A 20,943-nucleotide genomic window follows, 5' to 3' on the forward strand; every position below is an offset into this window, starting at 1 on the left:
TCTATAAATTTCTATCGGGCAGACGCCTACAGTAACCAACGTCTACAGAAACCGGAGATACCATTGGCTTCGGGGTGGATAAGTAGGAAAGTCAGCTGGATGGCATGGCATTAAGCCGTAAACTTGCACTAAAAAAATCTATCACCATTCACGACAATGTTTGCTCGTTTACTCTCAATGGCTGCCGTAGCCTGCCTGACCGGTACGGCGTATGCACAAATTCAGTTACCAGCCGCCAGCCCGTCGGCTACCGTATCGCAGCAGGTCGGTCTGGGTACCGTTACTGTCGAGTATGCCCGCCCGTCGCTCAAAGGCCGTTCCATGTTCGGCGACCAGGTTCCCTACGGTAAAGTATGGCGGACCGGCGCGAATAAAATAACCAATATCGTGCTGTCAGAAGATATGCTGGTGGCCGGCAAAACCATTCCCGCCGGCCGGTACGGGCTGTATGCCATTCCGACTGCTGCTGACTTTACGTTTATTGTCAACAAGGATGCGAATAGCTGGGGCGCGTATGACTACAAAGAAGCGAACGACGTGGCCCGGTTCGCGGTCAAAACCGAGACGGCAAACGCCCCGGCCGAAGCACTGACCTTCGAGTTTACCGACTTTACTCCCACGTCGGCCAACCTGACGCTGCGCTGGGAAAAACTGGTGGCGCGTTTACCCCTTAAAAACGATCCTGACGCCAAAATCATGGCCCAGATTGCCGAGCAAACGGCCAAAGCTGATGTTAAGCCGGGGGTGTTATCGGCCGCTGCCAACTACTATTACGACACCAACCGGGACATGAAGCAGGCCCTGACCTGGGCCAATAAAGTAGTCGAGTCAGAAAAGCAATACTGGACTTATCACCTGCGGGCAAAGATTGCGGCCAAAACCGGCGACTGTAAACAGGCTCGTGCCGATGCCCAGCAATCGCTCGAACTGGCTAAGAAAGCCGGCGATGATGCGTATATCAAGAATAACGAGCGCATTCTGGCCGACTGTAAGTAAGCAGCGCACCGACGCGCCGGACGGGTTGCGGTCCGGCGCGTCGGTGGGCGATACATGAACCCCATTCCTGATGTCTATTTCTGAGCGCGTCAGTCGTTTCGATGCTCACCAGCGGCTCTATCTGGCGCTGGGTGTTGCCCTGCTAACGGCGTTGGTGGTGATGCCGACCAACTATCAGATGCCCGTAAAGCTAACCCTGATCTGGATCGGGTATGCCTTCACGGTACTGGGGCTGATGTGGACGTCGATTTTGCTGGCGCATCCCCGCGATCTGCCCCGGCTCTCGCGCCTGCAGGATTCGAGCCGGACGTTTATTTTTGCGTTTGTGGTCGTGGCGGCTGTGGCGAGTTTGTTTGCCGTTGTGGCCCTGCTCGACAGCATGAAGCCAACCGAACGGGCCACGCACAGTACACTGGCTGTGCTGGCCGTTTTTAGTGCCTGGGCGCTGGTGCATACCGTGTTCATTATGCGATACGCGCACCTCTACTACGGCAACGACCCCCGACAAACGCATCGGCCGGGTGGACTCGATTTCCCGCACGAGCCCGAACCGGATTACCTCGACTTTGCGTATTTCTCGTTCGTGATCGGGATGACGAGCCAGGTGTCTGACGTGGCCATTGGCTCGAAGGCCATGCGCCGGACAGCGCTCATCCATGGGGTACTCTCGTTTGGGTTCAATACCACCATCATCGCGCTGACCATCAGCGGCCTCGCCCCCCTGCTTTAGCTTGCTGTTTGCGGGCTTTCTCGGCCTGCTCGCGCTCATATTCTTCCCGATGCCGTTTGTCTGACTCCAGGGTGCGGTACAGGCCGTTGAGAACATAGATGTCGTCTACTTCATCGATGAGCCGGTGCAGGTGTTCTCGGACTTGGGTAATATTCATTCGTTTTATCGGGTGACACGCCACTAAGCTGACGCGTACGGAAAATAGAGGTGATTTTCGTCCCGGCTGCGTATATCCGGTTGTTCTTATAACGCACCAGCGCCCGTTTTGGGTCAGTGAAAAAAGAAATAGCCGAGCGCGATACCGGCAATAACACCGACCAGATCGGCAAACAGACCGTACGGAATGGCGTAGCGCGTGTTGCGGATGCCTACCGAGCCGAAGTAGAGCGCTACGATGTAAAACGTCGTATCGGCCGACCCCTGAAAGATACACACCAGCCGCCCCACGAATGAGTCGGGGCCAAACTGCTTCATGGCGTCGATCATCAGCGCCCGTGCGCCCGAGCCACTCAGCGGTTTCATGAGCGCCACGGGCAGGGCATCGGTAAAGTCGGTATTCAGCCCCGTCAGGTCGAACAGGTATTTCATGCTGCCCACGAGGTAGTCCATAGCGCCTGCATTTCGAAACGCACCGATTGCCACCAGCATCCCAACCAGATACGGAATAATGCGCACCGAGGTTTCAAACCCGCCTTTGGCGCCTTCGATAAAGGTCTCAAAAACAGGTACTTTTCGACGCATGGCCCCCAGCAGAAATGACACAACGATGGTCAGCAGAATCAGGTTGCCCGTTACTTTCGAGATGACTTCGATTTCTTCTTTTGGCTTGCCCGATAGCCACCACAGGGCCAGCGCAATCAGGCCGGTGATGCCCCCGAGCCAGCCGAGTACAGTGGTGTTCAGCAGGTTGATACGCTGTTTGAGCGCAACGGCTACCAGCGCTACCACGGTGGTGACGTAAGTGCCGATGATGCAGGGAATAAAGATATCAGACGGGTCTTTAGCGCCCAGAATAGCCCGCTGAGCCATGATGCTGAGCGGTATGATCGTCAGCCCCGAGGTGTGCAGGACCAGGAACATGATCTGCGCGTTCGAGGCTGTGTCTTTGTTGGGGTTTAACTCCTGGAGGCTACTCATGGCCCGTAGGCCGAAGGGCGTAGCTGCATTGTCGAGGCCGAGCATGTTGGCCGAAAAGTTCATGATCATCTGCCCGTTGGCCGGGTGATCTTTCGGCACCTCGGGAAAGAGTTTGTGGAAGAACGGCCCGATGATCCGCGCCAGAAAATTGATGGCCCCGGCTTTCTCGCCTACGTTCAGCAGCCCCAGAAAAAACGTCATTACGCCCGCCAGCGGCAACGCAATGTCCATGACCGCTACCTTCGACGAGTCGAACAGGCCTTCAACAATGATCTTGAAAATTTCGGTGTCGCCCAGAAAAATGAGCTTGGCCAGCGCCACCAGAAAGGCAATCAGAAAAAAAGCAACCCAGATGTAATTTAGAGCCATCAGTCTCGATGAGTGAAAGAGCGAATGAAGAGAAGAGCGATCGACTTCGTCTGCGTCCCTGCGCCAGCTTTGGTTATAAATCCTGTAAGTTTACACGATCGACCGGCACAAATCAATCTTCATGAACGACTACCTCACGAAGCAGCCCCATTTTATCGCGTTTCTGCTCCTGCTTTCCCTGTTTCCGTCATTGACAACCTCGCTTACGGCCCAGTCGCTCGAAGGCGCTATGAAAAAACAAGGCCTTGTCGACGTACAGGCGGTAGACCCGTCTATTCTGGTCGAACTGAAGTATTCGACGACCGATAATTTTGTCGGGAAAGATGTCTACGGCGACCTGACGCGGGCGTACATGCAGCCAATGGCGGCCCAAAAGCTAGCCAGTGCCAGCCGGGCGTTACAGGCCCGGCACCCCGACCTTCGCCTGCTGGTCTACGATGCGGCCCGCCCGCGCAAGGCGCAATGGAATCTCTGGAACGCCCTGCCTGAGCTAGCTGAGGGCGAACGCCAGAAATACGTAGCTGACCCGCGCAAAGGATCTATTCATAACTACGGTTGCGCGGTTGACCTGACTGTGGCCACAACGGAGGGGAAACCCCTCGATATGGGCACCAAATACGATTTCTTCGGTGAACTGGCGTACCCGTCCGAAGAGGAACGGTTGCTTAAAGCCGGTAAGCTCACGAAACAGCAGGTAGAGAACCGGCGTATTCTTCGCACGGCGATGCGGGCGGGTGGTTTCAGCTCCATCGAGTTCGAGTGGTGGCATTTCAACGCCCTGTCCCGCGAAAAAGCCAAAATGATGTTCCGGATTGTCGATTGAGCCGTTACCACCCAACGCTGTCGGTGCGACATATTGGCCAGGTGCAACAATGGCGTATTCGGCTGGGCGCTGTGCCTTCATAAACAACGAACCATCACGACCCCGCCTACCTCCCGAAACAGGTTTTCTCAAAATACCAGATTATCGATCAGGCGGACGTTACCGAGGTGGGCAGCCAGGCAGATAGCCGTCTGGCCGGGCGCCAGCACTTCGTTAGCCAGTTGCAACGTATCGGCGTTGGCTACTTCGACATACTCCAGCCGGAAACTGCGGTGGTTAGTGAAAAAACCGGTTACAGCCGCCTTCGCCTGTGTCGTACTCTGGCCCTCGCGCAGCAGATCATGAGCCAGCGTCAGCGCTTCGTGCAGGGCGGGTGCCTGCTCCCGTTCGGCCGGGGTCAGGTTGCGGTTGCGCGACGACATAGCCAGTCCGTCGGTTTCGCGGACGGTAGGGCATCGAATCAACTCGACCGGGAAACTTAGATCACGGATGAGTCGGCGCACTACGGCGACCTGTTGCAGATCTTTCTGGCCGAAATACGCCCGATTCGGCTGAACAATATTGAAGAGTTTGGCGACTACGATGCCCACGCCGTTGAAGTGACCCGGACGCATAGCGCCTTCCATGACCGTTTCCAGCTCGCCGAAGTTCAGTTTGAGCAGGGGGGGCTCGGGATACATCTCGTCGACAGAAGGCGCAAAAACTACGTCGCAGCCCGCCGTTTCGAGCAGCCGACAGTCCTCCTCAAGCGTGCGCGGGTACCGGGCCAGGTCGTCGGGGTTATTAAACTGCACCGGGTTAACGAATATACTGCAGACAACCAGATCGTTCTCCTGCCTGGCCTGCTGAATCAGGGTTAGATGCCCATCGTGCAGGGCGCCCATGGTAGGCACAAGCGCAACAGACTGAGCGGGTTGGCGGGAAGAAAGCTGTTGACGAAGCGAAGCAATTGAGTGAATGAGGAGCATAAAGTAGACGAGCTTGGACGCAGAGCCGGGCGTAGGAAACCGGGCTGAAACAAGCCGTGGGGCTTATTTTTCAGGCTATGCGATCCTTCTTTTTTTGCACAAATCTTATTGAAATACGGGAAAAAATTGTATAATTTTGCAAGTTTTTTGGTTCTCTCAGACAACACCCGCTTCCCGTTCTTATGAGCAAATTACGTATTCTTTACGTTGCCAGCGAGATTAATCCCTTTCTGAAAACGTCCGATGTTGCCGATTTCGTCCGTAAACTGCCGCAGGCTATGCAGGAGCGGGGCATGGAAATTCGAATCCTGGTGCCGCGCTTTGGACTGATCAACGAACGCAAAAACCGCTTGCACGAAGTAGTACGGTTGTCGGGTATCAATATTGCCGTGGGTGATGAAGAGAAACCGTTGATTATCAAGGTGGCTTCGATTCCAACGGCCAAGCTACAGGTCTATTTTATTGATAACGAAGACTATTTCCAGCGGAAGTACGTTTTCCATGACAAAGAGAATCGCTTTTACGAAGACAACGACGAGCGGGCTATCTTCTTCTGCAAAGGCGTGCTCGAAACCGTCAAAAAGTTAGGCTGGGCGCCCGATATTGTCCATTGCAACGACTGGATGACCGCCCTGATTCCGCTGTACCTCAAGACAACCTATAAAAACGACCCCATGTTTAAAGACACCAAGTCGGTTTTTACGGTTTATAATAACGCCTTTGAGCATCGCTTTGAAGGCGACATCATCGAAAAGGCCCGGATGATGGACATCGACGACGAAATGCTGGCAGAATTGAAAACGGCTGATTTCCCCGGCTTCATTCGGATTGGCTCGACCTACGCAGACGCTGTGGTTCGCGCCGAAGAAGAGTCGAGCGAAAGTCTCAACGCCATTTTAACTGATTTACCCGAACATAAATTTGATGCTGCCGACGATGAAGATGTTGCCGAACGTTATTACAACCTGTACACGCAGCTGGCTGGGTAGACTAACTCTACTGGCCGGTGCTGTAGCGGGCGTTCTGGCCTGTGAAGAACCTAAAGAAATTGGGCTGACTCCCACCACGCCCGTTACTGTTTCTTATACTGATACGCTGACCGTTACGCGCGAAACCATTCGGTTCGACTCGGTCCGGAGCAATGACCAGAGTACCATGCTGGTGGGCCGGTATACCGATCCCATCTTTGGCCGGGTGCAGACCCGGTCGTTCGTGCAGCTGTCGCTGGGGTCTAATTTCGTCGTGACCGACTCGGCCACGACCAATGTAACGCCCGCCAGCCGTATCGTTTATGATTCGACGCGCCTGTTTCTGGACTACGATCAGCTGTATTACGGCGATACTACCCAGACGCAGGAACTCCAGATTTACCGGCTCACCGACAGTCTGAACACATCAATTAACTACGATATCAGCAGCAACGTACCGGCCGAAACCCAGCCGCTGATTCGGCAAACCATCCGGCCGCGTCCCAACACAACGGATTCGCTGTCGTTCAAGCTGACCGTGCCCGATGCATTTGGGCGGGAACTGATGGCGCTGGCCAATACGGAAGCGGGGAAAACAACCAATCCGGCCTTGTTCCGGGCGCAGGTCCGGCGCGGGCTGATGCTGACAACGACCTCCTCCAACCAGGCGGCTGTGATCGGCTTCTCGACCGGGTCGGCGGTGGTAGTCTACTACCACGTTGAAGGCGAAAGACGGGTGCGGTTCCAGATTTTCTCGCTGGCCGGGAAGCGATTCAACCAGATCACGGCCGACCGTTCCGGTACCGCGCTGGCCAATCTACAGCGGGGGCATGTACTGCCAGCCTCGGCTACGAATGATCGTACCTTCGTTCAGCCGGGTACGGGCGTAACCACCCGGCTCACGTTCCCGACGCTAACCCGGTTTGTACAGCAGGCGCGGGTAGCTATCAACCGGGCCGATCTGATCATTACGCCAACCCGATCAACGAATGACAATATCTATGCGCCCTACCTGATGTCGCTGGCCGAGGTCGATGAGAAAAACGTGCTGCGCCGGGTAGACGTAACGGGTTCGGGTACGAGCCGGTTTGGCGGCTTCCCGTTCATCGTTCCTACAACGGGCCCGACCGACCGGACCGCCATCAGCTTTGCGCGGCCACAACAGGTGCAACTGCGTGATCGCACCCGCGATTATACCTTTGATATGACGGGCTACCTGCAGTCGATCGTAATTGGCATTACGCCCAATACGGGGCTGGCACTGGTAGCGCCGGGCGGCACGCTCTTTCCGCAGAATGCGAACGGGGGCGTTAGCGATGCCACCCAGGCTTTCCTGACCGACCGGGTCTGGCGGGCCGCGCTTGACGGCAAATCCAGTGTGAAGCTGGTGGTCTTCTATACCACCTCGAACTAGGAGCCGCCGGACCGTCAGATTGACTTTTTCCAAAAAGCCGGATTATCCGGCTTTTTGTATTTGCTTTATACCCAGGACCGGACATTGGCCGATCTGGTTTATGTTTGTAACCCTGTTAACATTTTATCAAGAATCGACTTATGTGCGGTATTGTAGCATATGTTGGGCACCGGGAAGCGTGTCCGCTGGTACTGAAAGGGCTGAAACGGCTCGAATACCGGGGCTATGACAGCGCCGGTGTAGCGCTACTGAACGGTACGGATCTTCAGGTATATAAGAAGAAAGGAAAGGTGGCCGCCCTGGAGCAGGAACTGGCCGGGCGCGCGCTGCACGCTACCGTCGGCATGGGCCACACCCGCTGGGCTACCCACGGCGAACCGAACGACGTGAACGCGCACCCGCACTACTCGTTCCATCGAAAACTGGCTATTATCCATAACGGGATCATCGAGAACTACGCGGCTATCAAGCAGGCGCTGCTCAAAAAAGGGCATACGTTTCAGAGCGAGACCGATACCGAAGTGCTGGGTCAGTTCATCGAGGACATCTGGGAAAATAACGGCGGTACGCTCGAAGAAGCCGTACGGCTCGCGTTGCAGGAAGTCGTAGGTGCCTACGCCATTGTGGTCATGAGCGAAAGCGAACCGACCCAACTCATTGCTGCCCGTAAAGGCTCACCCCTTGTCATTGGTGTGGGCGACAACGAATTCTTCCTGGCGTCGGATGCGACGCCCATCGTTGAGTATACCAAGGAGGTGATCTACCTCAACGACTACGAAATTGCGGTCATCCGAAACGGCGAGCTGCGGGTCGTCACGCTCGACAACACGACCACGACGCCCTACGTACATACCATCGAGCTGGAGCTGGAAGCCATCGAAAAAGGAGGCTATGACCACTTCATGCTTAAGGAGATTTTTGAGCAGCCCCGCTCCATTGCCGACTCCATGCGCGGCCGGGTCAACGCCGACGCGGCCATGCTGCAACTCGGTGGCCTGCGCGACTACATGGACAAACTGGCTAAATCGAAGCGGATCGTTATTATCGGCTGCGGTACGTCGTGGCATGCCGGTTTGGTAGCCGAGTACATCTTCGAAGAACTGGCCCGCATACCGGTAGAGGTCGAGTACGCATCGGAGTTCCGGTACCGAAACCCCATCATCAAAGAAGGTGACATTGTGATCGCCATCTCGCAGTCGGGCGAAACGGCTGATACGCTCGCGGCCATCGAACTGGCCAAATCGAAAGGCGCTACCATTTTTGGGGTTTGTAACGTGGTCGGTTCGTCGATTGCGCGGGCTACCCATGCGGGCGCTTACACTCATGCCGGACCTGAAATCGGGGTGGCCAGTACGAAAGCCTTTACCGCTCAGGTCACCGTACTGACGCTGATGGCCCTGGCGGCTGCCCAGCGGAAAGGTACTATTTCAGACTCGCTGTTCCGGCAGTTGCTGGTCGAGCTGGAAAGTATTCCGTCCAAAGTAGAAAAAGTGCTGCAGTCGGCCGACAAGATCAAGGAGATTGCCTACATCTTCACCTACGCCCGCAATTTCATCTACCTGGGCCGGGGCATGAACTTCCCTGTGGCGCTGGAAGGGGCGCTGAAACTGAAAGAAATTAGCTACATCCACGCCGAAGGCTATCCTGCTGCCGAGATGAAACACGGCCCCATTGCGCTCATCGACGAAGATATGCCGGTGGTGGTTATCGCTACCAAAGACAGCTCGTACGAGAAAGTGGTGTCGAACATCCAGGAAGTAAAGGCCCGCAAAGGCCGTGTCATTGCTATCACGACCGAAGGCGATACCGAGCTGCCGGGCATGGTCGATTTCACCATCGAGATTCCGAACGTACACGACGTGCTGATGCCGCTGGTATCGGTAGTGCCGCTGCAACTGCTGGCCTACGACATTGCTGTTATGCGCGGCCGCAACGTTGACCAGCCCCGCAACCTGGCCAAGTCCGTAACGGTTGAGTAAAACGAATAGTACCATCAAAAACGCGGTCAGGCTTAGTCTGACCGCGTTTTTGTTGATGGACTGTATAGACGGAACACACGAATGATTAAGCAGTTGCTCGATGACATACTCATAAATTGGTTTCCAGAAGCTCGTAGTTGGTAGGTAGATAGAGCCGAATGCCTGGTATTCGTTCAAAGTGTTTCCGATTGAGCGTAAAAACGGGTACGTCGAAAAACAGGCCGACTCCAATTGTGAAACAATCGCCCAGTCCGGTGTCGGGGTAAAGCCGGGAGACCTCTACAGCCAGTTCGATGGAATCGCCGTGGTTGAGCTGTACATATTTGTCTAACTGCTTACGGATGGTGTCAAACTCGCTTTTTGTAATGGGGTCAACGGTACGCCCTCTGATATGAATCAACCAGCGCATCAGCTCAATATAAATGCTGGCTGATATAACGGGTGCAGCCAGCCTGGTCAGCTCATGATATGCTTTGACAATTTGGGGTTTGTTCAGAAAGAAACGACTCATCACCCCTGTATCTACCAACACAAAAGGACTTGACGATGAGCTAATCATTCGAGGAGCACAGGCGTAGGTACGATATTACTGTGTCTGGCTAGTATCCGTTGAATAACCAGGCCTGGGTCTTCGGCTGGTATCTCGCCAGCTGGAATCGAACCTTCAATAAGTTTACCTGCCGCATTTCGTCCACGTATGACCAATGGAGAAGCAGGCTTTTTTGTTTTATGAGTTGGCATTTTGTTGCTGTTGGTGCTGACTTAACAAAGTTATCCGTTTTCTGGCTCATTCTGTGAGTCGTTTTTTATTAATTCGTTCATAGACAGCAAGTCAACATCGGCATTGAGTGAGACCGCAGTGTTAACCCGCTCAGCCAACGTTATCAACAAAAACGCGGTCAGGCTTGGTCTGACCGCGTTTTTGTTGATGGACTAATCTGAAAATTTAGTTTATAATTTGTCAGGGCTGATGGGTTGTGGAACCGCGTTTTCGATGGGCTTGCAGCTTTTCAGGTAAGCAAAGATGGCTACCAGATCTTCCTTTTTCATGTCAGCGTAGTTGGGCCATGGCATAGGCGGTAGCAGCGGACGGGCCGTGCGGATGCCTTTACTTTTACCCTCGGTCAGCGCAATGATAAACTGCTCCTCTGTCCAGGTGCCTATGCCGGTATTGTCGGGGGTCAGGTTGGCCGCAAACGATACGCCCCACGGGCCTACTGCAATGGTATTCATGGGGTGAAACAAAACCCAGTCGGTCAGGGCATCTTTGGCTACTTTGCCCACCGGTATTTTAGCCGGGTGGCCGGATAAACCCAGCATCGGATCAGGAACGGGGCCTTGCGGGGTCATGGTTTTGGGCGCGTGGCAGTCGGCGCAGCCCATAATTTTTACCAGATAATTGCCTTTCTCGATCTGCGCTTTGGTATAGGGCGGGTTGTTGACGACCCGCTTCGCCGGGGCGGGCTTGCTGGTGAAGGAGACCAGGGCAGCGGTGCCCAGAAACAGGGTCAAGGAAGCGAGAGCCAGGTATTGTTTTTTCATGGGTACTTATTGGTTAAACGGGTTATGATTGACGGCTGAAATTGTTGGTCTGCTAATACGAATGGCTCAACACTGCTCGCGGCTGCATGAACAGGTAAACGTTGACCTGGCGGGGTGATTCAGGCCCCGGTGGTCGCTGCTCATAAGCTGGCTAGCGCTCTTTGTGTATCGACACCCGGACGAAGCTGGATGGGAGGTAGTCAGTGGGCAACAGGTTGTATGTCAATGGCTTCTTCGTATTCTGTTTCCTGCCGAAAGGTACTGTTGGCAGCTTTAAAGAAAGGCAGGACAGCGGTTACTTCCAAATAGACCGGGCGGGCTTGAGTAAACGGTAGGTAAAGCTGTTCCGCAGCTGCTCATCTCATAAATACGACGTTCCAGCGGGTTCCTATGCTGATTCGTGCCTTATCTACTTTCGGACCGACGGCTGAGGGTGAACTTTGCGGGGTAAACCAACAACTACTGTGAATCACCTACTCATTTTTCGCTTGGCCGCTCTGGCACTGATCGGCCTACTGCTTGGCTGTCAGCCCGACAGCGGGCCGTACGAAGAAACGACCCGCTCGCTGGCAGTCGAAAATTTTGACCGGCTCGACATGGGGAGCGCCTTTCGGGTCGATGTCCGGTCGGGTTCAGTCTTTGCCGTTGAGGTGAAAGGCAATCGGAGCGACGTTGACGATCTGGATGTCAGCGTTCGCAGTGGAACGCTCCATGCGCAGTATCGCAACTACACGCGTAAACGCCGGTACGCCATGATGTTCACCATCACCATGCCAACGATTCGGGCGGTCAGCTTCTCGGGCGCGTCCCAGTCGACCCTGACCGGCTTTACCAACCTGACCGACCTGCGTGTTGACCTGACGGGTGCGTCGAAAGCTGCCGTGAACAGTAACGTAACCCGGCTGGCAGCTGACTTGTCGGGCGCGTCGGTACTGACGAGTATGGGCAGCGGCACCGACCTGCGCGCCAGCCTCTCGGGCGCCAGTACCCTCGAAACCCTCAACTACCCCGTTATAACGGCCTCACTCGACCTGTCGGGCGCCAGTACAGCGCGGGTGCGGGTCGCCGATGCACTGACGGTGAAAGCCAGCGGAGCCAGCAAAGTACGCTACCAGGGCACGCCCCGGGTCAACTCACAACTGTCGGGGGCTAGTTCGGTAGAGCGGGAGTAAGGGCGTCGGGCTGTAGGGCCACGCGACAGGGTCATTGCCGGGGAGCAGTGACCCTTTTTTTGTTGGTCAGGCAACCCTTTTACCGAGGCAGGCATTATTGTCATTGAATCCCATACGAATCGTTCTCATCGCATGTCACAGCAACTGGTCGAACAATGCCAACGGGGTAACGCCTTCGCCCAGAAGCGGCTGTTCGATCAGTATGCCGGTCGGCTGTTTCGGGTGAGCCTGCGGTATGTTCGGAATGAGCCAGAAGCCGAGGAGGTACTGATGAATGGGTTTCTGAAAGCGTTCCGGGCCATTGGTGACTTCAATTACCGCACCGATACTGGTCTGGAAGCCTGGCTCCGCCGGATCGTGGTCAATGAAGCGCTGCAATACCTGCGGGCCAACCGATGCCTGCCGGTGTTCCAGACCGACGACAGCGCCGAAGCGTATGCCGACCCGGAACCGCTGCCCGATGCGGGGCTGGATGCCGAGCGGATCTACGCCCTAATTCGGGAGCTGCCGCCTGGCTATCGGACGGTGTTCAACCTATACGCCATCGAGGGCTTCTCGCACCGCGAAATAGCCGATCAGCTCGGTATTTCGGAGAACACATCAAAATCGCAGCTGAGCAAAGCCCGCGCTTTGTTACAGACCTGGTTAACCCAATACGGCTATGAAACAGCAACCCGACGAAACGCTTGATCAGTGGGTGCGGCAGGCGCTCGACCGGCTCCCCGATGGGCCACCTCCCGGGTCGGCCTTCGACCCCGACCGCGTCTGGAAGCAGCTGCGGCCAGCCATGCAGGAAAAACCCGTCCGCTGGCCCTGGTGGCGGGTTGGGGGCGCGGTAGCCGCCTGCCTGATCGGGCTGCTGCTGGTCTGGCTGGGCCTTTACCCCCGGCCGGAGCCGGCAACCGGGCTGGCGCGCCGGACAGAGCGCCAGCCTGCTCCGCCACTGGCTGCTTCGGTGCCCGATCGGCCGTACAGCCCCGCGCCGGAGCCCGTTTCAGTACCGCACGAAACAGCGGTTGCGCCGGACCGAATCAGGAAATTGCCCACGCCGGCCGTCACCCCGGTCCAGACTACTGCTAACCCGCAGCTACTGGAAACTGTGGCAGAACCTGTAGCCAATACAAACGCCCCCGAAGCGGTAGCAACTACTACGCCAGCGTTGGTTGCCAGTGCCGGTAAGCCCGCGTCGACATCGGCGGTGGTGGCTAAAACCCGCCGGTTTCAGGTCGTGCATCTGAATGAATTACAAGCCGAAGACGAAATCAGACCTGCTCCGCACCGCACCGACCGATTGGTGCGGCTGGGAACGGGTGCGCCCGGACCCGTTCCCGTCGATGCCGTCACGCCAACCTTAACTCTCCCGTTGAATCCTTAAATCAACCCCTTAGTATGCGTCTTATTAACCAGCTCGTTGTGCTCCTGCTGAGCATGACCGGAACCGCTATGGCCCAGCAAACCGGGTCGCATCTGCAAACGCCCAACCACAAACACAACTTCGACGGACTGAGCCATATCGAGATCGATCTGGGGCAGCGCAACACACTCCTGGTCGGCTTTGACCGGTACGCACAGGTTCGTCAGCGGCAGAACGTCGACTCGGTACTTCGCCTGTTCGTGGCCGATTATCAGCAGGTTGCCGACACCACCCAAAACCCTACCCATGCGGTTCATGCCAGGTTCCGGCTGGGGCAGCCCGACCGATCGCTGGAGGTGCGGGTCTGGCCGCAGGTCGTGTCGTCGTTTCGGCTTCGCAACCGGAATGCCCCGCTCAGCGTGAAAACGCAGCAGGATACGCTGCAGATCAGCTGGACGGCCGACGTACCCGCCAGTAGCGAAGTCCGTAAGAAAGGGTCGTCGGAGGCTTTCATGATGTACCTGTTCATCAACAGCCTGGCCGATATCGGGCCGATGCTGGCGCGGGGTGGCGTCAACGGAAAAGTAGAAACGGCGCTGGCGGCTGTACAGCAGTACAAGGCGCATGACCTGACCAACCCGAAAATGGCGTTCGATATGGTACAGGGCACCGACGAGAAAGCAGAGTTTATCGGGCCGGGTCTGGCGCGGGCTCCGTTTCTCAGCATTCAGCCGGGTTTTGGCGTTGGGCTGGTCCGAAACCAGTGGGTACCGTCGCTGAAGCTCGATCTGCAATTGATTCCGAACCGATACCGGAACGTTGGCTACGGCATCGGCTACTCGTCCAGCTTCTTCTTCGCGCAGACAGCCGCCGACGGTCGGTTTCAGACCTTCCGGAACGATTTCCTGACTGTGGGGGTCGCTTTTTACCAACCGGCCAGCGGGGGCAAAGCCAATCCGTTCAGCCGGCAGTTAGGGTCGTTCTTCGTTGGCTTGCCAGTGTACCGAAGCGGGCCTTACTTCGACCGAAATACCATCCAGCTGGGTGGTACGGTATACCAGAAAGGCTTGTTCAAGGTACAGCCGGAGCTATACATGAACGGCTTCTTCAAGAACGTGTATCCGGGCGTGCGATTGGCGATCGGGCTGTAATGACCCACCCTGTCACTCATACGACCGGGGCCACTGCTTCATGGTCCAGAGTATGATGCGGTCGGCCAGGCGAGGGAAATACGTGGTCATGACATGAATCAGCATACCCGTGGGCGAAAGAATGGTGCGTTGCCGGCGGGTGCGGATATGCCGCAGAATGGCCAGTGCCACCTGCGTCTGGCTCATCTGCCAGCGCGGGTTTCGGTACGCAATGGGTACGGGCTGCCCGGCAGCGTCGAGAACGCGCTTGTCGGAGTCGTTCTGGGTAAACCCGATATGCACCACGCCAAGGTGAATGCCGGTGCTGCGGAGCTCGAGCCGGAGGGTGTGGGCCAGGTTAGACAGGGCGGCTTTCCCTGCGCAGTAGGCCGACCCGCTGGGCATCCCGTTCAGGGCCGAAATGCTGGAGATAAATGTAACGCTGCCGGCCGATTCGGTCAGGTAAGGCAGGGCGGCTTTGAGCGGGTAAACCGATCCGTAGATGTTGCTGTCCATCACCCGCCTGAACACGTCCGGCGTCAGGTCGGCAAAGTAGGCCCGCATGGAAATACTGGCGTTGGTGATCAGGATATCGATTCGGCCAAAGTTCTCGACCGCAGTATCGATCAGGGTCTGGCACTGTTCGTAGTCGGTAACATCGGCAAGACAGCCCACGGCCGAATAGCCCGCCTGCCGAAAGGCCCGGACTGTCTGTTCAAGCCGGGTTGGGTTCAGGCCGTTCAGAACCACACTGGCGCCCTGCTCACACAGCTGACGAGCCGTTTCGCGGCCAATGCCCGACTCAGAACCCGTTACAATGGCTACCTTGCCCGTCAATAACTGTCGAGGTCTGTCGGCCGGAACGGGGGCCACATAGTCAGGCTGGGCCGGTGCTACAGGAGACGAATCAATCGAGAAGTTGCTGACATTTGAACCAGTCGAGGGCTTGCTCAACGGCGTTGCGGAGGGCAGTTGTGGGTAAGTTGAGTTCATTACGAGCTTTCGAGACGTTGAAATAGTGGCCGTCGTTGGCAACGGCCGTCATGGCTGAATTCAGCCGGGCGAGCTGACCGGTAAACCGATGTTTCCAGTCGCTCAGTCGCCCGATGGCCGACGCCAGCGGGGGCAAAACCGGTAGTCGGGGCGGCTGGACCTGCATCCATTCCGCAAATAACGTAAAGGCTTCGCGGTAACTCAGGTTTTCGTTGCCCAGAATATATGAATGACCGATACGCCCCATGGTCAGAGCATTAACGGTGGCCGTAGCCACATCGGCTACGTGTACGTAATTTTTACCGCCCATCGGTATGCCCGCAAGCTGCCGGTTGTAAAGAGCAAGCAGGAGGGCGTTGGAGGTAATTTTGTAGTCGAGCGGGCCGAGCATGAACGTAGGATGCACCAGTACGGCCGGCAGTCCATCCTGCCGAACGGCCTGTACCACCAGATCCGTAGCGGCCCGCTTGCTGTCCATATAGTCGAGGCCGTAGCGACTGCCCATGTACGGAAACAACTCGTCGCCGGGGTGTTTCTTGCTGCCGAACCCGAACACGTTGGCCGTTCCGACAAAGACCAGCCGCTCTACCCGCGCCTGTACCGCTGCCGCCAGCACGGCCGCTGTGCCGTACACATTCACCTCGACCACCATGGGCGAACGGGCCGGGTTTACCTGCGCCAGTGCACCGGCATGGATAATCTGATCGCAGCCATATACCGAAGCCCGTACGCTGGCCGAATCCCGGATGTCGCCTGTCCAGATATCGACCGGCAGTCCTGCCAACGCCCGCAGATCGCTGCCCGGCCTGACAAACGCCCGTACCGCATAGCCGCGTGTCAGCAGCTCGCGGCACAGATGCCCGCCCAGAAAACCGTTGGCGCCCGTTAGTAAGACTGTTTTCATACATTGAGTAATGACAAGTATATAACTCGCAGAAAGTAAAAATGATAAAGTGATACTATATTAATATTATACACTTTATCCTGAGTTTTACTTTGTCAATGCAGCATACGCCGATACGTCTGGGCGATGCGTACCGGCGATACCTTCATGAAAAACATCGAGAACGCGGTCAAGTTGGCGACCTGTACCCGTAACCAGCTGTTCGACTCGTATTTCCGGGCCGACACGATTACGTCTTTAGGAATGATGCAGAACGGCGCTACCTGACGGATGCGGGCAATCATGTCGAAGTCTTCCATAATGACGTACCGTTCGCGAAAGCCACCCAGCCGGTCGAAGAGCGACCGGGTAATGAACAGGGTCTGGTCGCCCCCGCGGCTCATCAGGCCCGAGAAGCGGGTGCCGTAGCTGTTGAGCCGCAGCAGCGGGTGCGACGAGGCAAACCGGAACCGGTAGCAGCCCGCTTCGTTGCCACTGGCGATGGCCTGGGTGATGTCCTGAACAAAATCGGGGTTGATCGTCACATCGGCATGAACGAAATAGAGCACCTCGCCCGATGTCAGGCTGGCGCCAGCGTTCATCTGGTTGGCGCGGCCGGGCAGGGGCGAGTTCACCACCCGGGCTCCGGCCTGCCGGGCTTCATCGACGGTAGCATCGGTACTGCCGCCGTCTACAACGATCAGATCGGCGAGCTGATCGTTTCCGTATTTTTTTAAGTCACGCACCAGCCGGCCAATATTGGCGGCTTCGTTCAGCGTGGGGATTACGATACTGAGAGTCATAGGCACTGGCTGGGCAGGAGGTTGGCCAACGGGGTGGCGTACTGATCCGGCCCGGTTAAAACGCTTCACCAATTGTTACATAGAGACCTGTTGATCGATTACCGACGCCGTAGTCAACCCGAACGTTGAGGCCATCGGCGTTGATGCGTCCGCGCAGGCCGGCCCCGGCAGCCACCTTGGGCGCGCCGGGCCGCAGGAATTCATTACTATCACCCAGAATACCAACCCCGCCGAATACCACCGCACCCAGCCGTTTCCAGACGTTGAGCCGCAATTCGGTTTGCAGGAGGGCCATATTTTCGTCGCGGTAACGGCCTTCGTAGTAGCCGCGCAGCCGTTTGCCGCTTCCCAGCAGCGATAAGGCGTTGAACGGAGCGGTGCCGCCCGTCAGGCTGACGACCGAGTTGACGGCCAGAATGGCCCGGCGGGTAAGAGAGTAGTATAACGACACATCGGCTACGTAGCGGTTGTAGCTGAACTCACTGCCCACGGCGCGTCCATGACCGAGGTACGAGATGTTGGCGAAGATGCCCCGGTCGGGGTAGAAAATGGTGTTACGGGTGTCGTATAAGAGGCCGAGCCCCAGGCCGGAAATGCGGCTGCCCAGCCCGCCGGGGACCGTACCTGTAGCCAGTAGTCCGTCGGGTTCGACCGAGGTAATGGTGTATTTTTCGTACTCGTACCGCAGGCCGGCGTACAGGTTTGGCCGAACCCGCCGGAACGCATTCAGCCGGATACGCGGAAAATCGACTCCGTAGGTTTCGGCCGGGGTTTCGCGGAGGCCCAGACCGTAAAAGTTGTAGGTATAGCGGTAGTAGCCAGCCTCGCCGTAGATGTAATACCGATTCTGATCATAAAAAATCTGAAACGGTGAATAAAGCAAAATCTGCTGGTTCTGGGTATAGGCCCCGATGAACTGAACGTTGGAGGGGCGCGGCCGGTCAGGGTCGGTCAGGGTGGTTTGTCCGGTATCGGCCAGCACCTGCCGATGGTCGCGCCGGAACCGAAACGTGGCCGACAGGGCCGCTCCGAAGGCAAACCGGGTTTCGGGCGTGTAATAAACAACCGGAATTGGAAACAGACTGAACGCTTTTTGGGGCGTAGATTTCTGGGTCGAATCAGGAGACTGGGCAATGGCCAGACCGAATCCGCCAATACAAATCAGCCAGATACATATATAAGTGCGATACCCCATAGGGCCATGAACAGGTGCCCGGTTATATACGAGTAACTCACAAAACCGGATTTCGTTCAGCTACAGGTATGCCGGAAATGGCAACGCGCCCCGACCCTAGAGTCAGAGCGCGTCGAAATAGAAAAATTAGTAAACTATCGGTTCGTGTAGATATTGATACCAGGCGCAACGGTGCCGGTGCGGCCGGCAATGCCTCGTGCGTAGATAGTCAGTACCCGACCGTTAGCGGTATTGGTAAAGGAAAGAGCAGTGCCGACGGGGGTTACAGAGCCGGATGCCCGGAGGACAAACGATGCATTGTTACTTACATCGACCGGCACAAACGGCGACACGCCTTTGTAGGGCAGATTAGCTACCAGCGCCGGCGCATTGGCACTCGCCAGGGCGAGGTCGTAGTTCTGACCGGCAATCAGGTTCACGAAGCGAACATAAAACTTAGTCGGATCGAGAGCCGCGCTGAAATCATCGTTGACCAGGACCACTTCCTGCCGGGCCGCGCTGCCAGCTACGATGAGGGAGTAGTATTTGTTGTCGTCGAGCGTCAGGTTCTGGGTACTGATCACGGTCGCGCTACCTGCCGTGGTGGTGGCGGGGGCCGTAATGGTCACTTCCGATGCGCCCGCCGGTACGATGGTGTAGTTGGCACCGCGCTCCGGAAAGGTATTGTCGTATCGGATCGGAACGGGTGTTCCGGGGCTGGTCGTCGACGCGCCGGCCGGGGTAAAACCACTGAATTTTTTACCGCCAATGAGCAGATCGACGCCCGGCGCTTCAGGAGCCGCATGGATCAGCTTGACTCGCGCTCCGCCCGTTACAGATTCGATGGGGAGCGTCAGGGTGTTCTTTTCGCACGACCAGCCGAGCAGTACGGCCGCGCCCAGGGCAATAAACTGAATGAATGTATGCTTCATAATGAGAGAAAATCGCGGTTACGGCTGGGTGAACCACAGCGGTTTTGTGTGAAAATCAAGTTCGAGACCGCCAATCTTGGCCAGTGCATCGGCGTTCCAGACGTACTCTGAGTTGTAGCGCGGACGCAGCCGCTGTACCGTTTTGCCGTTGTTATTGATGTAGAACGTAGTCGGCAGGGTCAGCCCCGTAAATACGTTGGCATCGTAGTTATACCGGCGCATATCGGCCCATTGCTCCAGGAAACCCCATCCCCACTGCGCAATGTATTTCTGCAGCATGATCTGGTTCAGCGCCAGATTTTCGGCGGTGGGTACTACGGCTGGGTTGGCCAGGTAGGCCGCCCGATCGGTAGCCGATACGTTTACGTAAGGAGCGGTCAGGTGGGCTTCGATGCCTTTGCGGTAAGCCGCCAGCGCCGTTGCCTTGTCGCCTTTGATGAAGGCGGCTTCGGCTTTGATGAACTGGAGCTGCGCGTAGGTCATGAGCGGAAACGGCCCCCGGTCGGTGAAAATGTACCGGCCGGTTGTACCAGCGGGCGGGTTAATACCCAGCTGCGTACCCCAAGGACTTACCACGCGGGTAGGCAGCGGAACGCTGGCTGCGGTCGACTGGCCCTGACCGATGGTAATGCCCCGGATCTGACCGTCGCCACTGGCGGCCAGCATGATCGGGAGCCGTGGGTCTTTTACGCCACCAAAGGCCGTATTGGTTCCGTCGAGCAGCCGGGTGATGAACGTCGACTGGCCGTATACCTGCAGGTTTTGCCGCACCGGGCCGAAGAACGAGGCATCGGCGGTACTGAGACCGTTGAAGGTAAACAGCGCATCGTCGGCATTGCTCGTGAAGGCGCTGTCGACGTAGGCAATCACCTGGTCGGGTTTGTACAGGCTGGCCTTTTTGGACAGGTGATGGGCATTGATTGCCAGCAGGCCGTAGGCAAACTTCTTCCATTTCAGGCGGTCGCCTTTGTAGAGGACGTCGCCCCGGGCCAGAGCGGCCTGGGATACGGCCCCGTCGGCCCGGTTCAGGTTCTGGATTGCTTCGCGGCTCAGCTCGACCACCCGGGCGTATACGGCCTCCTGGGGGTCATAGTCGAAGGTGTTTTTGTTCGGATCGAGGTCGTAGGCTTCGGACAGAATAATCTCACCGTGTACGTCGGTTAGCATCTGCCAGCCCCAGGCCTGCATCAGCAGGCCAACTCCCAGATAGTCCCACTTCTGACCCGCGCGGGCATCGTCGATGAGGTTGAGCAGGTTACGGCCTCCTTTCCAGTAGACACTGCGCCACAGCTCGCCACCCGCATCGGACGACGGAGCGTAGCCCTGCGCATCCCAGACAACGCCCGAGGTTGCGTTATGCCAGTTCTGCACATAAGAGCCAATGTAGCGGGCATCGAACTGAATACCCAAAACGTACTGATTCTCGATGGGAGCCAGCAACAGAGCAGCCTCGACTTTATCGGGGTTGTTGGGGTTATTATTTATATCCAGATACTCGTTACAACTGCTCAGCATCAGGGCCAGGCCAGTTAGCAGGAGTCCGGTTAGTTTTTTGTACTGCATGGTTGTTGATACG

21 protein-coding genes are annotated in these 20,943 nt (G+C 56.7%); 10 read left to right on the forward strand and 11 right to left on the reverse strand.

Going from position 1 to position 20,943, the window contains the following annotated elements:
- The first annotated feature begins 156 nt into the window (after positions 1-156).
- Both FBR45_RS02015 and FBR45_RS02020 read left to right on the forward strand, forming a co-directional pair.
- Positions 157-996 carry a DUF2911 domain-containing protein gene (locus tag FBR45_RS02015; protein WP_138498868.1) on the forward strand — a complete coding sequence of 280 codons (840 nt, stop codon included), beginning with the start codon at positions 157-159 and terminating at the stop codon, positions 994-996.
- Positions 997-1,066: 70 nt separating this feature from the next.
- Entirely contained in the window at positions 1,067-1,726 is a 660-nt protein-coding gene (locus FBR45_RS02020) for a DUF1345 domain-containing protein (protein ID WP_138498870.1), read from the forward strand.
- Here the strand turns inward: FBR45_RS02020 and FBR45_RS02025 are convergent.
- Both FBR45_RS02025 and FBR45_RS02030 read right to left on the reverse strand, forming a co-directional pair.
- On the reverse strand, positions 1,701-1,883 hold the full coding sequence (locus FBR45_RS02025; RefSeq protein ID WP_077920656.1) for a hypothetical protein: 183 nt from the start codon (positions 1,881-1,883) through the stop codon (positions 1,701-1,703). The genes FBR45_RS02020 and FBR45_RS02025 overlap by 26 nt on opposite strands.
- A gap of 113 nt (positions 1,884-1,996) precedes the next feature.
- Entirely contained in the window at positions 1,997-3,232 is a 1,236-nt protein-coding gene (locus FBR45_RS02030; RefSeq protein WP_138498872.1) for a nucleoside recognition domain-containing protein, read from the reverse strand.
- Between the two features lie 121 nt (positions 3,233-3,353).
- Here FBR45_RS02030 and FBR45_RS02035 point away from each other — a divergent pair, with 121 nt between their 5' ends.
- Positions 3,354-4,055: a M15 family metallopeptidase gene (locus FBR45_RS02035; RefSeq protein ID WP_394344352.1), complete on the forward strand. Its 702-nt coding sequence runs from the start codon at positions 3,354-3,356 to the stop codon at positions 4,053-4,055.
- Between the two features lie 128 nt (positions 4,056-4,183).
- Here the strand turns inward: FBR45_RS02035 and panC are convergent, their stop codons facing one another.
- On the reverse strand, positions 4,184-5,023 hold the full coding sequence (gene panC / locus FBR45_RS02040; RefSeq protein ID WP_138498874.1) for a pantoate--beta-alanine ligase: 840 nt from the start codon (positions 5,021-5,023) through the stop codon (positions 4,184-4,186).
- Positions 5,024-5,205: 182 nt separating this feature from the next.
- On the opposite strand from panC, the gene FBR45_RS02045 reads away from it, so the two are divergent.
- The 3 genes from FBR45_RS02045 to glmS all read left to right on the forward strand — a co-directional run bounded on the left by FBR45_RS02045 (position 5,206) and on the right by glmS (position 9,384).
- Positions 5,206-6,012: a glycogen/starch synthase gene (locus FBR45_RS02045; protein WP_077920659.1), complete on the forward strand. Its 807-nt coding sequence runs from the start codon at positions 5,206-5,208 to the stop codon at positions 6,010-6,012.
- On the forward strand, positions 5,966-7,405 hold the full coding sequence (locus FBR45_RS02050; protein ID WP_171044816.1) for a DUF4270 family protein: 1,440 nt from the start codon (positions 5,966-5,968) through the stop codon (positions 7,403-7,405). Before FBR45_RS02045 ends, FBR45_RS02050 begins: the two co-directional genes overlap by 47 nt.
- A gap of 140 nt (positions 7,406-7,545) precedes the next feature.
- Complete coding sequence (gene glmS, locus FBR45_RS02055) at positions 7,546-9,384, forward strand: glutamine--fructose-6-phosphate transaminase (isomerizing) (protein WP_138498878.1); 1,839 nt, start codon at positions 7,546-7,548, stop codon at positions 9,382-9,384.
- Between the two features lie 109 nt (positions 9,385-9,493).
- On the opposite strand, the gene FBR45_RS02060 is transcribed toward glmS, so the two are convergent.
- Positions 9,494-9,895, reverse strand: a complete 402-nt coding sequence (locus FBR45_RS02060; protein WP_138498880.1) for a PIN domain-containing protein — start codon at positions 9,893-9,895, stop codon at positions 9,494-9,496.
- Between the two features lie 440 nt (positions 9,896-10,335).
- Positions 10,336-10,926 carry a diheme cytochrome c-553 gene (locus tag FBR45_RS02070; RefSeq protein WP_138498884.1) on the reverse strand — a complete coding sequence of 197 codons (591 nt, stop codon included), beginning with the start codon at positions 10,924-10,926 and terminating at the stop codon, positions 10,336-10,338.
- 464 nt (positions 10,927-11,390) lie between these two features.
- Here FBR45_RS02070 and FBR45_RS02075 point away from each other — a divergent pair, with 464 nt between their 5' ends.
- The 4 genes from FBR45_RS02075 (at position 11,391) to FBR45_RS02090 (ending at position 14,603) form a co-directional block, all read left to right on the forward strand.
- Positions 11,391-12,098 (forward strand): GIN domain-containing protein, encoded by a 708-nt coding sequence (locus FBR45_RS02075; protein ID WP_171044817.1) that lies wholly within the window; start codon positions 11,391-11,393, stop codon positions 12,096-12,098.
- Positions 12,099-12,230: 132 nt separating this feature from the next.
- Entirely contained in the window at positions 12,231-12,788 is a 558-nt protein-coding gene (locus FBR45_RS02080) for an RNA polymerase sigma factor (protein WP_138498888.1), read from the forward strand.
- Positions 12,760-13,473, forward strand: coding sequence for a hypothetical protein (locus tag FBR45_RS02085; RefSeq protein ID WP_138498890.1), 714 nt, complete (start codon positions 12,760-12,762; stop codon positions 13,471-13,473). Before FBR45_RS02080 ends, FBR45_RS02085 begins: the two co-directional genes overlap by 29 nt.
- A 14-nt stretch (positions 13,474-13,487) precedes the next feature.
- Positions 13,488-14,603, forward strand: coding sequence for a hypothetical protein (locus FBR45_RS02090; protein ID WP_138498892.1), 1,116 nt, complete (start codon positions 13,488-13,490; stop codon positions 14,601-14,603).
- 12 nt (positions 14,604-14,615) lie between these two features.
- Here FBR45_RS02090 and FBR45_RS02095 read toward each other — a convergent pair whose 3' ends face one another.
- From FBR45_RS02095 to FBR45_RS02120, 6 genes are all read right to left on the reverse strand, one after another.
- Positions 14,616-15,536 (reverse strand): SDR family oxidoreductase, encoded by a 921-nt coding sequence (locus tag FBR45_RS02095; protein ID WP_246082079.1) that lies wholly within the window; start codon positions 15,534-15,536, stop codon positions 14,616-14,618.
- Positions 15,490-16,479 (reverse strand): NAD-dependent epimerase/dehydratase family protein, encoded by a 990-nt coding sequence (locus FBR45_RS02100; RefSeq protein WP_138498896.1) that lies wholly within the window; start codon positions 16,477-16,479, stop codon positions 15,490-15,492. The genes FBR45_RS02095 and FBR45_RS02100 overlap by 47 nt, the downstream gene beginning before the upstream one ends.
- A gap of 95 nt (positions 16,480-16,574) precedes the next feature.
- A complete protein-coding gene (locus FBR45_RS02105; RefSeq protein ID WP_138498898.1) occupies positions 16,575-17,261 on the reverse strand; it encodes a TIGR04283 family arsenosugar biosynthesis glycosyltransferase in 687 nt (228 codons plus the stop codon).
- Between the two features lie 55 nt (positions 17,262-17,316).
- Positions 17,317-18,456 (reverse strand): BamA/TamA family outer membrane protein, encoded by a 1,140-nt coding sequence (locus FBR45_RS02110; RefSeq protein WP_138498900.1) that lies wholly within the window; start codon positions 18,454-18,456, stop codon positions 17,317-17,319.
- Positions 18,457-18,590: 134 nt separating this feature from the next.
- On the reverse strand, positions 18,591-19,367 hold the full coding sequence (locus tag FBR45_RS02115; protein ID WP_138498902.1) for a DUF4397 domain-containing protein: 777 nt from the start codon (positions 19,365-19,367) through the stop codon (positions 18,591-18,593).
- A gap of 18 nt (positions 19,368-19,385) precedes the next feature.
- Positions 19,386-20,930 carry a SusD/RagB family nutrient-binding outer membrane lipoprotein gene (locus FBR45_RS02120; RefSeq protein WP_138498904.1) on the reverse strand — a complete coding sequence of 515 codons (1,545 nt, stop codon included), beginning with the start codon at positions 20,928-20,930 and terminating at the stop codon, positions 19,386-19,388.
- Between the last annotated feature and the right edge of the window lie 13 nt (positions 20,931-20,943).

It is taken from the genome of Spirosoma lacussanchae (assembly GCF_005870035.1).
Classification (GTDB): Bacteria; Bacteroidota; Bacteroidia; order Cytophagales; family Spirosomataceae; genus Spirosoma; species Spirosoma lacussanchae.

Excerpts from the sequence above, each read along its gene's own strand:
- FBR45_RS02090 (WP_138498892.1), top strand. The coding sequence starts at position 13,488 with ATGCGTCTTATTAACCAGCTCGTTGTGCTCCTGCTGAGCATGACCGGA.
- FBR45_RS02035 (WP_394344352.1), top strand. The coding sequence starts at position 3,354 with ATGAACGACTACCTCACGAAGCAGCCCCATTTTATCGCGTTTCTGCTC.
- panC (WP_138498874.1), bottom strand. The coding sequence starts at position 5,023 with ATGCTCCTCATTCACTCAATTGCTTCGCTTCGTCAACAGCTTTCTTCC.
- FBR45_RS02100 (WP_138498896.1), bottom strand. The coding sequence starts at position 16,479 with ATGAAAACAGTCTTACTAACGGGCGCCAACGGTTTTCTGGGCGGGCAT.
- FBR45_RS02050 (WP_171044816.1), top strand. The coding sequence starts at position 5,966 with ATGTTGCCGAACGTTATTACAACCTGTACACGCAGCTGGCTGGGTAGA.
- FBR45_RS02060 (WP_138498880.1), bottom strand. The coding sequence starts at position 9,895 with ATGAGTCGTTTCTTTCTGAACAAACCCCAAATTGTCAAAGCATATCAT.
- FBR45_RS02085 (WP_138498890.1), top strand. The coding sequence starts at position 12,760 with ATGAAACAGCAACCCGACGAAACGCTTGATCAGTGGGTGCGGCAGGCG.
- FBR45_RS02120 (WP_138498904.1), bottom strand. The coding sequence starts at position 20,930 with ATGCAGTACAAAAAACTAACCGGACTCCTGCTAACTGGCCTGGCCCTG.
- FBR45_RS02045 (WP_077920659.1), top strand. The coding sequence starts at position 5,206 with ATGAGCAAATTACGTATTCTTTACGTTGCCAGCGAGATTAATCCCTTT.
- FBR45_RS02020 (WP_138498870.1), top strand. The coding sequence starts at position 1,067 with ATGTCTATTTCTGAGCGCGTCAGTCGTTTCGATGCTCACCAGCGGCTC.
- FBR45_RS02080 (WP_138498888.1), top strand. The coding sequence starts at position 12,231 with ATGTCACAGCAACTGGTCGAACAATGCCAACGGGGTAACGCCTTCGCC.
- FBR45_RS02030 (WP_138498872.1), bottom strand. The coding sequence starts at position 3,232 with ATGGCTCTAAATTACATCTGGGTTGCTTTTTTTCTGATTGCCTTTCTG.
- glmS (WP_138498878.1), top strand. The coding sequence starts at position 7,546 with ATGTGCGGTATTGTAGCATATGTTGGGCACCGGGAAGCGTGTCCGCTG.
- FBR45_RS02015 (WP_138498868.1), top strand. The coding sequence starts at position 157 with ATGTTTGCTCGTTTACTCTCAATGGCTGCCGTAGCCTGCCTGACCGGT.
- FBR45_RS02105 (WP_138498898.1), bottom strand. The coding sequence starts at position 17,261 with ATGACTCTCAGTATCGTAATCCCCACGCTGAACGAAGCCGCCAATATT.
- FBR45_RS02025 (WP_077920656.1), bottom strand. The coding sequence starts at position 1,883 with ATGAATATTACCCAAGTCCGAGAACACCTGCACCGGCTCATCGATGAA.
- FBR45_RS02115 (WP_138498902.1), bottom strand. The coding sequence starts at position 19,367 with ATGAAGCATACATTCATTCAGTTTATTGCCCTGGGCGCGGCCGTACTG.
- FBR45_RS02070 (WP_138498884.1), bottom strand. The coding sequence starts at position 10,926 with ATGAAAAAACAATACCTGGCTCTCGCTTCCTTGACCCTGTTTCTGGGC.
- FBR45_RS02110 (WP_138498900.1), bottom strand. The coding sequence starts at position 18,456 with ATGGGGTATCGCACTTATATATGTATCTGGCTGATTTGTATTGGCGGA.